This window comes from Rhodococcus sp. P1Y, assembly GCF_003641205.1.
In the GTDB taxonomy this organism is placed as follows: Bacteria; Actinomycetota; Actinomycetes; order Mycobacteriales; family Mycobacteriaceae; genus Rhodococcoides.
The window spans coordinates 1,867,186-1,879,879 of the sequence record NZ_CP032762.1 but is presented as its reverse complement, the minus strand read 5'-3'; the positions used below and the strand labels follow the sequence as shown (position 1 = coordinate 1,879,879).

Here is a 12,694-nt window from a genome sequence, read left to right as displayed (position 1 = left end):
CTATCCAGGTTTACATTTTCGATGTATTGTCATGTTCCAAGTGATCGACACCACTGCGGGCGTCTCGCCCGGTGGGTTCTATCCGAGAGAAAAGGGAGTGGACGACGTGGCAACCCAGATGAGCCCGCAGCCGAGCGCGGGAGTCGAAGAGTGGCATGACAAGAAGCGGTACCTGTGGCTGCTGGGTTTGGTGCCGCCGACCGCGACCTTCATCGCACTCGGCATGGTGTGGGCGTTCAACCAGCTGGGCTGGAACAGCGTCTCGCCGATCTGGTGGTGGATCGGCCCGATTCTCGTCTACGGGTTGCTGCCGATCCTCGATCGGTTCTTCGGGCCGGACGGCCAGAACCCGCCCGACGAGGTCATGGAAGCGCTGGAGAACGACAAGTACTACCGCTACTGCACCTACATTTACATCCCGTTCCAGCTCGCCAGCCTTGTCATCGCCTGCTATCTCTGGACGGCCGACAACCTGAGCTGGCTGGGCATCGACGGCGGACTTGGTTTGCCCTCCAAGATCGGCCTGGCCATCAGCATCGGTGTCATGGGCGGAATCGGCATCAACACCGCGCACGAAATGGGCCACAAGAAGGACAGCCTGGAACGCTGGTTGTCGAAAATCACCCTGGCACAGACGTTCTACGGCCACTTCTACATCGAGCACAATCGCGGCCACCATGTCCGCGTCGCCACACCCGAGGATCCGGCGAGTTCGAAGTTCGGTGAAAGCTTCTGGCGCTTCCTCCCACGCAGCGTGTGGGGCAGCCTGAAGTCGTCGTGGAATATCGAGAAGACTCGCATGGATCGACTCGGCAAGTCGACGTGGAACATTCGCAACGACGTCCTGAACGCATGGCTGATGTCGGTTGTTCTGTTCGGAGTGTTGACCGCGGTGTTCGGCCCGACAATCCTGCCCTTCCTGGTAATTCAGGCGGTCTATGGATTCTCGCTGCTCGAAACGGTCAACTACCTGGAGCACTACGGGCTGCTGCGCGCCAAGACGAAATCAGGGCGCTACGAGCGCTGCGCACCGGCACACAGCTGGAACTCCGATCACATCGTCACCAACATCTTCCTGTATCACCTTCAGCGGCACAGTGATCATCACGCGAACCCGACCAGGCGCTACCAGACACTGCGCAGCATGGAAGGCGCACCGAACCTGCCGAGCGGATATGCCAGCATGATCTCGCTTGCCTATTTCCCACCGGTCTGGCGAAAGGTGATGGACCACAGGGTGTTGGACCACTACCGCGGTGACATCACGGCCGTGAACATCGAACCGAGCAAGCGCGCGAAGATCCTTGCCCGTTACGGCGCATCCTCGGAAGCCGAGTGATGGCAGCGTACGAGTGCCCGGTCTGCAACTACGTCTACGACGAGGCCACCGGCGCACCGCGCGAGGGTTTCGCGGCCGGCACCACGTGGAGCGACATCCCCGACGAGTGGCCGTGCCCCGACTGCGGTGTCCGAGAAAAAATCGATTTCGAACAGAAAGCAGGATGACTCATGGCAACGGACTTCAAGCTCTACCAATGCATTCAGTGCGGGTTCGAGTACGACGAAGAACTCGGTTGGCCCGAGGACGGTATCGAGCCGGGAACCAAGTGGGACGACATTCCCGACGATTGGAGCTGCCCCGACTGCGGTGCCGCCAAGGCGGATTTCTTCATGGTGGAGATCAGCAGGCCATGACGGCGCTAGCCGGGTCGAGGTCGAGGTGACCGATACACTGGGCGTCGTGACAACCCCTCCGGCGAACCCGAGCCCCTACAAGAGTGCGACAACGTCACTGATGCGCACCACAATTCTCGACGGGCTGCACGATCTGTTGCTCCAACGGACGTGGTCGACGGTCAACATGACCGATGTCGCGGTGTCCGCCGGAATCAGTCGGCAGACGTTGTACAAGGAGTTCGGAACGCGCAAGGGTCTCGCTCAGGGCTACGCGCTGAGGCTGACGGATACGTTCGTCTCTGCCGTCGACGACGCGGTCTACGCGAACGAGGGCGACAGTCTGCGGACCTTGTACGTGGCGTTCACCGAGTTCTTCGGCCGCAGTGCCTCCGATCCACTCGTGCTCTCCATGCTGACCGACGATCCACCGCCCGACCTGCTCCGGTTGGTCACCACCGAGAGCGGCACACTGATCGAGCACGCAGCACGTCGGTTGGCGGAAACGTTCGAACGCAGCTGGCTCCGTGCGTCAGCACACAACGCGGACGTTCTCGGCCGGACCGTCGTACGGCTCGCGCTCAGTTACATCTCGATGCCGCCGTCCAATTCGGCCGATGTCGCGGCCGACCTCGCGTCGTTGTTGACACCGTTCGTCGACACCATCAAGGGCACGGCGTGACCGAACTACATAGCGCTCCCTTCGCCGATCTGTCCGGCCACGAGGTGTACGGCCTGTGCAAACTGCGGGTCGACGTCTTCGTCGTCGAACAGAACTGCGCCTACCCGGAACTCGACGGAGCCGACGAAGATGCCTCGACGGTGCACTTCTGGCATGCCGAGGACGGTGCTGTCGTCTCCACGCTCCGATTGCTGCGAACCGAGAACGAAACTCGCATCGGACGTGTCTGCACCGCTGCATCCGCACGCGGTCGTGGACTGAGCGCGCAACTCATGACGGCTGCCATCGAGCATGCTGGCGGCGCGGACATCGTGATCGGCGCACAGGCGCACCTCGAAAAGTGGTACAGCGGTTTCGGTTTCGAACGATCGGGGCCGAACTACACCGAGGACAGCATCCCCCATCTGCCGATGATAAGGACGGCGCGCTAGCTCCCCGCGTGCGGCACATCGCCGAGCAGTCGGCATTCCAGCCACAACTCGGCCCGGTCGGTAGGTGACGAAAGATCCACCCCGAGAATGCCCTCGATTCGTTCCAACCTCTTACGGAGGGTGTGACGGTGGATTCCGAGCTCGGACGCTGCGGCGTCACCGACTCCGTTGTGCGCCAACCACACCGCAAGCGTCGGGTACAGCTCGGCGCTGCGCCCGTACTGCGCGGGATCACGAAGCGGCGACAGGTGATTGGCAGCGAAGGATCTCGACCGTGCCGGATCCAGGTACGCCGACAAACCCGTCGACGTCACTTCTTCGAAGCGGACCACGCCGCCGTCCGCATTGTGGGCTTCCCTCGCGGCCTGCGACGCCTGCCGCCGCGCTCGCGCGAAATCGTCCCACCAGTGGGCGTCGGACACGCCGACTTGGAGAGCGGGCAAGTCGACGAGGAGTTCCAAGGTGCGTTCGAGCTCTGTGTCGGACACGATCACGAGTAGTGCTCGACCCATTGCGGCGAACGCCACTGCGCGCGACAGGCTTTGTTCGAGCACGGTCGTGACTGCCGCGCGCTCGGCTTCGCCTGCATCGACGTGCAGGACCCTGAACGGCTCGACTGGGAACCCGCCCCACAGTTCGCCCGATATTCGCCGAACGAGCCCGTCGTTGCCTTCGATGAGTTGATGCATCGCCACGGTCCGCAGGTGCCGCATCGTCTGCTGCGCTTCGTCGGTCCGCGACACGATCAAGGTCAGCAGCGCAGCTGCGACAACCAACGCACCGTGATTGACTGCGCCGACACCTCCCGGCCGGCCGGCCACTATGTAGCCGAGAGTTTTACCCATCGTCACCGCGAGCGGATGCGAGACGATGTCTTCTCCCTCCACCGTCACGAAGCTGGCCTCGGCCGGACGCTGAGCCCTGGCGTCCGCACTGCGCGCCACCCCCGGCAGTACCGCGGGCCCCGAGGACTCGACGATCCGCCCTTTGCCGTCGAGGAGTGCGGCCCATCCGCCGACGAGTTCGGCCACCCGCCGCACCGTCGCGCGTGTGCCGTTGCTGCTCACCGCAGCTTGGATGAGGCGTCGCTGATCGTGCGTGTTGGAACGCAATCGTTCGAGGTCGTCCCTGGTCTGCGCTTTCGACACCGCCTTGGTCAGCGCGATGAACGGCGTGGCCAGCGGCACCTCGAACAGCGGTAGACCCTGCTGCTCGGCGGCATCCACGACGACGGCAGGTACCGACGAGAATCTGAGCCCGGTGCCGAACCCGATCGCGGACACGCCCGCTGTCACCAGCAACGACACGTATTTCTGCACTGCAGCTCGCCCGTCGGGCAACGAAGCCCCTGTGGTCAGCAGCAGCTCACCGCCGTCGAGAAACGGCGTGGGATCCGCGAGGTCGGAGATGTGCGCCCAGGTCAGCTCCCGATCCAGACGGTCGTGTCCGGTGAGAACCAGCAGACCGAAGGACGGGTCCTCGCACAGTTGGCGCACGGTCGAGAGCATCGGTCGAGTGTGCCACTGTGTACACCCGAGAGCCAATGATGTACCAAGTGTCACCTATCAGGCGAGCGAGAGCTGGGACACACTTTCGAACGAGCCCAACCACCCCACCAGGAGTTCAGTTGTCCCAACAGCATGCCAACGAGACCGAGCAGCACGGGTCGCCGCTCCAACACACGTTGAAGAAGCGACACCTCTCGATGATCGCGATCGCGGGCGTCATCGGCGCAGGTCTGTTCGTCGGGTCGGGTGCCGCGATTCGCGAAACCGGCCCCGGTGTACTCGTCTCGTACGTACTGGCCGGAATCGTCGTGATTCTCGTGATGCGCATGCTCGGCGAGATGTCGACGGCCAACCCCGAGACCGGATCGTTCTCGGCCTACGCCGACCGCGCGATCGGGCAGTGGGCCGGATTCAGCATCGGCTGGCTCTATGCCTGGTTCTGGATCATCGTGCTCGGCATCGAAGCCACCGCAGGCGCGGTCATCATGAACCGCTGGATCCCCGATGTGCCGCAGTGGACATGGGCGCTCGTCCTGATGATTCTGTTGACGCTGACCAACATCGCGTCGGTCAAGTCGTTCGGCGAGTTCGAATTCTGGTTCGCGGCAATCAAGGTCACCGCGATCGTCATCTTCCTCGCACTCGGTGTCCTGGCCATTCTTGGTCTGCTCCCGGGCGTCGAGGCTCCAGGGATGACCAACCTGACCGGACACGGCGGGTTCTTCCCCAACGGGTCAGGGGCGGTGTTCGCCGGCATCCTCGTCGTGGTGTTCTCGTTCTTCGGTGCCGAAATCGCGACGATCGCGGCCGGTGAGTCCGAGAACCCCGTCGAAGCCGTCCGCACTGCCGTCAAGTCCGTCGTATGGCGCATCCTCGTGTTCTACATCGGCTCGATCGCTATCGTCGTGACGTTGCTCCCGTGGGACAGTGCATCGGTGGCGCTGAGCCCGTACGTCGCCGTCATGGACTCCTACGGTATTCCAGCAGCGGGAACGATCATGGACGTCGTCGTGTTGACCTCAGTCCTCTCGTGCCTCAATTCGGGCCTCTACACCGCGAGCCGAATGATCTTCTCGCTGTCGAGGCGTGGCGACGCACCGAAGAGTTTCGCGACGACGAGCAAGTCCGGCGTTCCCCGCCAGGCGGTGCTGGTTTCGACGGTCGTCGGCTTCATCACCGTCGGTCTCAACTTCATCTCCCCCGACACCGTATTCCTGTTTCTCGTCAACTCCTCCGGCGCAATCGCCCTGTTCGTGTGGCTTGTCATCTCCATCTCACAGTTGCGGATGCGGCGCCGACTCGAAGCCGAAGGCCGGGAGGTCCAGCTCAAAATGTGGCTGTTCCCCTACCTCACCTGGCTGACCATCGTCGCGATCGTCGGCCTGTGTATCGGCATGGTCGTGCTGGAGGACACCAGAAGTCAGATGTTCGTCTCACTCGGCCTCGCCGTCGTCGTCGTCGGAATCGGGTTGTACCGCTACCGCTCCGGAGCGAAAGACTCAGTCGGTCGCCCGGCGCGAACCGACTGACCCGAGTGCCGCATCCAGAACGGTCTGCTCCGACAACAAGACGTGCAACGCGGCGTCACCGAGGGGTATGAAGCTGTCCTCGCTGGTGACGCGGGCTATGGAACCGTCGTAGCCTGCGTCGACCAACGCCGTGATCACACCCTCGCTGACGCCGCCCGACCGGCGGGTTTCGTCGACGACGAGGACGTTCCCGGTGGCGCGGGCGTGGGTGAGAATGTCGTCCACCGGGAGCGGCGCAAGCCAGAGCAGGTCGACGACGCGAACTCCGATCCCCCGTTCTTCGAGCCGGTGTGCGACGCGCATGCTCATCCTGACGCCGTTGCCGAACGTCACGATGGTGAGATCCGCTCCGTCGCCGTGGATCCGGGCCCGTCCGATCTGTGCGGACCCGGACCCACCGTCGCTGAGCCAGCCGCCGTCACCGTCCTCGTACAGATCCCGAGTGTGGTACAGCGCAATAGGTTCCATGACAATGCAGACGGCCCCGTGGTGCACTGCCGCATCCGCACACACCAGCAACACAGCCGCTGCATCCTCGGGCCGCGACGGTGAGGCGACGACGATCCCCGGTATGTCCCGCAGCGCTGCGACGGCATTGTCGTTGTGAAAGTGCCCGCCGAATCCCTTCTGATATCCGTATCCCGCAATGCGGACGACCATGGGATTGCGGTACTGCCGGTTCGAAAAGAACTGCAGCGTCGACGCCTCACCCCGGATCTGGTCGGCTGCATTGTGCAGGTAGGCGAGATACTGAATCTCCGCGATCGGGAGTAGACCGGAAACACCTGCACCGGTGGCCAATCCAAGGATCGACTGCTCGTCGAGCACCGTGTCGAACACCCGGGCCGTTCCGGCTTTCGACTGCAGGCCCCGGGTAACACCGTAGACGCCGCCCTTGCGCGCGACGTCTTCGCCGAACACTACCGACTGTGGATATTTGTCCAGAATCTGCTGCAATGCGGCGTTGATCGCCTGCGCGAGCGTCGACCCCTCGGCAAGTTCGACGACTGGGGGCGAGGTCTGACGAAGCGCACACTCGACCTCGCGTAATGGCTCCATGACCGCTGCCGCATCGGTTAGCTGTGGGAGTTCGGCGATCTCGCGGGCGGCGCTCAACACCTCGGTGCGCTTGGCCTCGTACAGCTCGATCACGTCGCCGGCGCTCAGCACTCCCGCATCGACGAGCAATCGAGCGCTGCCGAGTACCGGGTCTCGGGCGAAGTCCGCGGTGACCTCGCGCGCAGTCCGGTAGGAGGACTCCACATCGGACCCGGCGTGGCCCATCAAGCGAACGGTCTCGAGGTGCAAGAACGCCGGACGACGATGCATCCGAACCCAATTCGCGGCAGCGATCGAGGCCCCGCACGCTGCGGCGAGGTCGCCGCCGTCGGCGTGGAAGTACTTCAGGCCCCCACGTTCGGCGAAGTTCGACGCGATCCACCCACTCGGCGTCCTGACGCTGATCCCAATCCCGTTGTCCTCGCACACGAAGAGCAGCGGCATCGGAACACCCTGGTACGCAGCGTGGACCGCCGTGTTGACAGCACCGAGCGCGGTGGAGTGATTGGCGGACGCATCACCGAAACTGCATACCGTCACGGCGTCCGCGGGCCACGGCGATTCCACACCCAGCTTGCGGGCCCGCGCGATGGAGAAGGCGACTCCGACCGCGCGAGGTAGATGCGATGCGATCGTGGACGTCTGCGGTATTACGGCGAGGTCGGCACGGCCGAATACCTTGTGCCTGCCGCCGGAGATGGGGTCCGGGGTGGCCGCGACGAGTCCGAGCAAGACATCTCTGATGGGATCGCTGCCGCCGCCTTGGCGAGCTCGTTCGAGGAAGAATGCGCCGGAACGGTAGTGCAGCAGAGCAGGATCCGTGGCTCTGAGCGCGCCTGCCACGGCGGCGTTGGATTCGTGGCCGGACGAGCCGATGGTGTAGAAACCTCTGCCCTGAGCCCGCAGCCACCGCGCCGCGAGATCCAGATGACGGCTGCCGAGTTGGGCGTCGAACAGCTCGAGCGCCCGGGCCGGAGTGAGTCCGGCGCCGAGCGCTCTGGGTTCGGGCACAGCGGCGGAGATGGTCGTGAGGAAGTGCTCGTCGATCGGCTCGGCCATGGTGCCCAGGATATGCGGCTTCGCCGCCCGTGCGTGCGTACTTACGCCCCGACGTAACTACCCACTCACGACCAGGTCGGTGGTCGTGAGTGGGTAGTTACGTTCTGCGGTGCATTTTCACGCACGGGCGGCGGAGCCGCCGATCAGATTGCGTCGTCGAGCCTGACCAGGTCGCGCCCCCGGGTTTCGGGTGCGAGGTACGCCGAGACCAGAGTGATCGCGGAGTAGACCACCAGCATGGCGGCGATCGGCCACCAACTTCCGGTCACGGCCGTCAACGTTGCGGCCATCAGTGGTCCGATGGCTGTGGCGAGGATGCCGCCGATTTCCTTGGCGAGCGCCAGCTGCGTGAATCGGGTTCGCGCACCGAACAGTTCGGCCATGGTGACGCTTTCGAGCGAGAACAGGCCGAGCACACCGATATTGAGGGCGAGAACCACGGCGATAACGAGAGTGGCATTATTGCCGCTGGTGACCAGGTAGATCAACGGGAACGCCAACACCATCGTCGCGGCGCTGAGGATCATGTAGATCGGGCGCCGGCCGAACTTGTCGCCGAGGATGCCGATCACCGGGATGGTCACGAAGCCGAGCAGCGACCCGTAGACGATGGCCGTCGTGGCGATGGACTTGTCCAGCAGCAGTGTCGAGGCGATGTAGCCCACCAGGAACGTCTGGATCAGACCCGAGTTGCCTGCCTGTCCGAAGCGCAGGCCCAGCGCGACGAAGAACGCGCGGCCCTTGCGCTGCTTGAGACCGGATTCGAGGACGCTTTCCTTGGTCTCGGCGTCGGTCTTGTCGATCTCGTCACGCGTGAGGGCGACACCGTCGACCACGTCGGCGCGCTCTTCGAAGACCGGACTCTCCTTTAGGTTCGATCGCAGCCAGATCGCGAACAGCATCAGGAAGAAGCTGGCGAGGAACGGGATGCGCCAGCCCCAGCTGACCAACTGGTCGTCGGTGAGAACGACGAGCAGGATCGCCCAGATGCCCGACGCAGCGAGCGTGCCGGAGTTGGTACCGAGAGAAACGAGAGAGCCGATCAGGCCACGACGCTTGTCCGGTGCGTACTCCACCAGCATCACGGTTGCGCCTGCAATCTCGGCGCCCGCACCGAAGCCCTGGACGAGCCGGAGTGCGACGAGCAGGATCGGGGCGAGGATTCCGATGGCGTCGTACGTGGGCAGTGCGCCGATGAGCGTGGTCGACGCGCCCATCATTGCGATGGTGATGAACAGGACCTTCTTGCGTCCGATGCGGTCGCCCATGCGGCCGAAGTAGATCGCTCCGACGAGTCGAGCGACGTAGCCGACGCCGTAGGTCGCCATCGCCGCGATCAGGCCGATCGCGGGGCTGACGTCGGGAAAGAAGATCCGGTTGAAGACGATCGCGGCTGCCAGCGAGTAGAGCTGGAAATCCATGAATTCCATTGCGGTGCCCAGCCAGCCGGATACCGCGGCCTTGGTCAGGTCGCGAGTACTACGCGTCGGCTTGGCGGCGAGGGTGTCCGTTCCCTCGACGGCACCCTTGGCCGGTTCGTTCGTGTCCTGAGACATCATCTGCTCCGTTGTTCTTGGTGAAGACTCTCGCGCCGTGTCACGCATTCCCGTGTCCCTCGAGGTCCACCGGTGAGACGTGCGACTCGTGTCATGAGCGACAGTGGCCTTTGCCACACTGATATACAAGCACTGTTATGTCAGTGCGTCAAGAAGAATCCAGCTTTCACGGTTCAAGTGGTGACGCGAAGCCCTGCAGCAGCACGCGCCAACTCCGTCAGCGCAGCCCAATCCTTGTCCTGGACGGCTTTTCGGGGCGTGAGCCAACTGCCACCGACGCAAGCAACGTTGGAAAGGCGAAGATAGTCGGCGGCATTGGATGTCGAGATTCCACCCGTCGGGCAGAAGGTCAGGTGCGGAAGTGGTCCGGCAAGCGCTCCGAGGGCCCAGGCACCTCCCGAAGATTCCGCCGGGAAGAACTTCAGCTCGGTGTATCCAGCATCGGCGACGTTCATCGCTTCGGTGGCTGTCGACACCCCTGGTAGCCACGGCACGGTCCACTCGTGGGCGGCGTCGAGCAGGGCCGACGACGCTCCGGGTGAGACCAAGAACCGGGCACCGGCCTCGATGGACTTCTCCGCATCCTTCACCGACAGGACGGTGCCCGCGCCGATCACGACGTCTGGAACCTCCGCAGCGATGGCCGCGATCGCAGCGAGTCCCACATCCGAGCGAAGCGTCAGTTCGATGACGTTCACCCCGCCCTCGTGCAACGCTTTCGCGAGGGGTACAGCGTCTTCGAGTCGATCGACGACGACGACGGGCACGACAGGACTGATGTCCATGACCGCGCGGGTACTCAGGGCGGCTTGGGTGTTCAGGACGGATTGCGTAGTCATGACAACTCTCTTTCGACGTCTACGAGGGAGTGGGTGGACAGGACGACGGCTGCCGCCCGAACGTGCTTCCCGAAGTCGGAATCGGGACCGAGATCGGTACCGAACACGCCCTGGATGTCCAGGAGGGCGCGTACCGGTTCGGGGCCTGACGCTGCGCCTGACAGCACGTCCGCCAGCGGATCGTCGAGCACGCGTCCAGCCTGCGTTTCTTCGACGACGTACCGCGCCCATGCCGCGACGGCCACCGCCAGCCACGTCGTCGCAGTTCCCGACGCCTGCGCGTCCCGAACAGTTCCGAGTAGCCGAGGACCGAGTTTCTGGGAGCCGTCCATTGCAACCTGGCGGGTGGTGTGCGGCAGTGCTGGATTTGCAAATCTTTGGAGAACTTCGTCACCGTACGCCGCGACGTCCATATCGGGTGACATTGTGGGAGAGACATTCTCGACGATCATGCGTCGAGCAAGCGATTCGAGAGCCGGATCGGCAACAGCGTCAGCGATAGTCGTTCGACCCGCCATGGACCCGAGGTAGGCCAACAACGAGTGAGTCGCGTTCAGGACGCGAAGTTTCATCGTCTCCCATGGTTCGACATCATCGACGAACTGAACGCCCACCAGATCCCACGCAGGGCGGTCGGCCGCGAACCTGTCCTCGACGACCCACTGGCGGAACGGTTCGCAAACCACTGCGGCGTCGTCGCGCAGGCCGGTCTCGGATTCGATCCGGTCTCGATCGGCGTCGGTCGTGGCGGGAACGATGCGGTCGACCATCGTGGACGGGAAGGCAACGTTCTCGGAGATCCAACCGGCCAGAATCCGCGAATTATCCATAGCTGCAACGAAGTCCGTGACCAGTTGCGCCAGTAGGCTGCCGTTGCGGGGAAGGTTGTCGCAACACAGCACGGTCAGCGGCGAGTTCGTTGTCGCGCGCACAGCAAGGCCGGCAACGAGCTGACCGATCACGGTCCGCGGTGCGCGGCCCGTGAGGTCCGCGGCGATCTCGGGGTCATCGAGGCGGAGCCTGCCGGTGGCAGGGTCGAACCGATAGCCCTTCTCGGTGACCGTCAGGGTCACGATGCGGACGCCGGGATCACCGATCGCGGTCACCACGGCTGCGGGATCCTCCACCGCGCTGACGACGTCGACGATCGAGCCGATCACCGACGAACGTTCGACGCCGACGCCCTTCTCCACCAGGGTGAACAGTCCGTCCTGCGGAAGCAACTGCTCGGCAACGGCGTTACTGCGTTGCGTCACGCCGACGATCCCCCACGAACTGTCGCCGGTCAGCAGTGACGCCTCATGCGTGAACGCGGCTTGATGCGCGCGATGAAAAGCACCGAGACCCAGGTGCACGATGCCGGTGGACGTGGGCCGCGCCACCCCGGGCGCAGTCGACGCGGAGAGCCGAGTCATGCGGTGACGCGTTCTCTGTGTGCTCTGACCTCGCTCAGAGAACCGATGAGCCCGGTGCCGCCGCGGCCACCGACACTGAGTGAGGCTGCGCTGGCCGCGAGAGAAACTGCTTCGACGAGTGTGTCACCCAATGCCATTCTTGCAGTTAAGGTTCCGGCGAACACATCGCCCGCCCCGGTCTGGTCCACCACGTCCAGCGCAGGGACCGTGGGCTCCTCGTGGACACTTCCGTCCTCCGATACGACGGTGATGCCGTCAGCGCCGCGGGTGACTGCCACCGACGCGGCACCCCACTCACGCAATCGGGTTGCCGCAACGAGCGGATCGTCCACACCGAGGATCGCGTCGATTTCACCAGGTGCGGACGGAACGACCACCGAACAGTGCGGTGCGAGTTCACGAAGCAATGCCGCCGAGTCGGAGGCCGTTGTCAGTCGAGGGCGAAAGTTGGGGTCGTAGACGAAGCGACTCGACTTGTGTGCCGCGAACAGCACTGCGCTACGGGCAGTTTCCGACAGTGCGGCGGTGATTCCGCTCACGAGCACCGCGCCGGCAGCCTCGAGCACGTCTGCAGGCACGTCCGCAATGGTGAGCTGTGATCCGACCGAACCAGAGCGTGCGTAGGAGAACTGCCGTTGACCCTGCGGATCGATGTGCAGGAAGTAGGCACCTTGCTGGCCGTCGATGCGTTGAATGTACGTGTCGTCGATACCGAGAGCACGAATACGCGCACACACCGCGTCGCCGAGTTCGTCGTTCGAGACGCGGGCTATCAGCGCGACGGACGCACCTGCCGCGGCCGCTGCGGCGCCGGCGTTGACCACGTCACCCGATACGCCGAGGACGCTGGACACTCCGTGCACGAAGGGCTGCGTCGTGGATATCTCGACGAGCGGTTCGCCGAGGAGGACGACATCGAAAGCATTCTGGCTGTTCATGGTC

General features: G+C 63.9%; 12 protein-coding genes. 6 read left to right on the top strand and 6 right to left on the bottom strand.

Annotation, left to right across the window (positions count from 1 at the left end; all coding sequences use genetic code 11):
* The first annotated feature begins 118 nt into the window (after window positions 1-118).
* The 5 genes from D8W71_RS08790 to D8W71_RS08770 are packed head-to-tail and all read left to right on the top strand — an operon-like array spanning window position 119 to window position 2,787.
* Window positions 119-1,339: an alkane 1-monooxygenase gene (locus tag D8W71_RS08790; protein WP_121118858.1), complete on the top strand. Its 1,221-nt coding sequence runs from the start codon at window positions 119-121 to the stop codon at window positions 1,337-1,339.
* Window positions 1,339-1,506, top strand: coding sequence for a rubredoxin (locus tag D8W71_RS08785; RefSeq protein ID WP_121112727.1), 168 nt, complete (start codon window positions 1,339-1,341; stop codon window positions 1,504-1,506). Before D8W71_RS08790 ends, D8W71_RS08785 begins: the two co-directional genes overlap by 1 nt.
* Window positions 1,507-1,509: 3 nt before the next feature.
* Window positions 1,510-1,695 carry a rubredoxin gene (locus D8W71_RS08780; protein ID WP_121112725.1) on the top strand — a complete coding sequence of 62 codons (186 nt, stop codon included), beginning with the start codon at window positions 1,510-1,512 and terminating at the stop codon, window positions 1,693-1,695.
* 37 nt (window positions 1,696-1,732) lie between these two features.
* Window positions 1,733-2,356: a TetR family transcriptional regulator gene (locus D8W71_RS08775; RefSeq protein WP_442972042.1), complete on the top strand. Its 624-nt coding sequence runs from the start codon at window positions 1,733-1,735 to the stop codon at window positions 2,354-2,356.
* Window positions 2,353-2,787 (top strand): GNAT family N-acetyltransferase, encoded by a 435-nt coding sequence (locus D8W71_RS08770; protein ID WP_121112723.1) that lies wholly within the window; start codon window positions 2,353-2,355, stop codon window positions 2,785-2,787. Before D8W71_RS08775 ends, D8W71_RS08770 begins: the two co-directional genes overlap by 4 nt.
* Here D8W71_RS08770 and D8W71_RS08765 read toward each other — a convergent pair.
* On the bottom strand, window positions 2,784-4,295 hold the full coding sequence (locus tag D8W71_RS08765; RefSeq protein ID WP_121112721.1) for a PucR family transcriptional regulator: 1,512 nt from the start codon (window positions 4,293-4,295) through the stop codon (window positions 2,784-2,786). The genes D8W71_RS08770 and D8W71_RS08765 overlap by 4 nt on opposite strands.
* Window positions 4,296-4,414: 119 nt before the next feature.
* Between D8W71_RS08765 and D8W71_RS08760 the strand changes: the two genes are divergently transcribed.
* A complete protein-coding gene (locus tag D8W71_RS08760) occupies window positions 4,415-5,824 on the top strand; it encodes an amino acid permease (RefSeq protein ID WP_268959860.1) in 1,410 nt (469 codons plus the stop codon).
* On the opposite strand, the gene D8W71_RS08755 is transcribed toward D8W71_RS08760, so the two are convergent.
* From D8W71_RS08755 to D8W71_RS08735, 5 genes are all read right to left on the bottom strand, one after another.
* Window positions 5,795-7,942: a thiamine pyrophosphate-dependent enzyme gene (locus D8W71_RS08755; RefSeq protein WP_121112719.1), complete on the bottom strand. Its 2,148-nt coding sequence runs from the start codon at window positions 7,940-7,942 to the stop codon at window positions 5,795-5,797. The two genes, D8W71_RS08760 and D8W71_RS08755, sit on opposite strands and share 30 nt — an antisense overlap.
* 143 nt (window positions 7,943-8,085) lie before the next feature.
* Window positions 8,086-9,498 carry an MFS transporter gene (locus tag D8W71_RS08750; protein ID WP_121118852.1) on the bottom strand — a complete coding sequence of 471 codons (1,413 nt, stop codon included), beginning with the start codon at window positions 9,496-9,498 and terminating at the stop codon, window positions 8,086-8,088.
* Window positions 9,499-9,671: 173 nt separating this feature from the next.
* Window positions 9,672-10,337, bottom strand: a complete 666-nt coding sequence (gene eda / locus D8W71_RS08745; protein ID WP_161965430.1) for a bifunctional 4-hydroxy-2-oxoglutarate aldolase/2-dehydro-3-deoxy-phosphogluconate aldolase — start codon at window positions 10,335-10,337, stop codon at window positions 9,672-9,674.
* Window positions 10,334-11,752 (bottom strand): mannitol dehydrogenase family protein, encoded by a 1,419-nt coding sequence (locus D8W71_RS08740; protein WP_121112717.1) that lies wholly within the window; start codon window positions 11,750-11,752, stop codon window positions 10,334-10,336. Before D8W71_RS08740 ends, eda begins: the two co-directional genes overlap by 4 nt.
* Window positions 11,749-12,690 carry a sugar kinase gene (locus D8W71_RS08735; RefSeq protein WP_121118848.1) on the bottom strand — a complete coding sequence of 314 codons (942 nt, stop codon included), beginning with the start codon at window positions 12,688-12,690 and terminating at the stop codon, window positions 11,749-11,751. The genes D8W71_RS08740 and D8W71_RS08735 overlap by 4 nt, the downstream gene beginning before the upstream one ends.
* Window positions 12,691-12,694 lie beyond the last annotated feature (4 nt).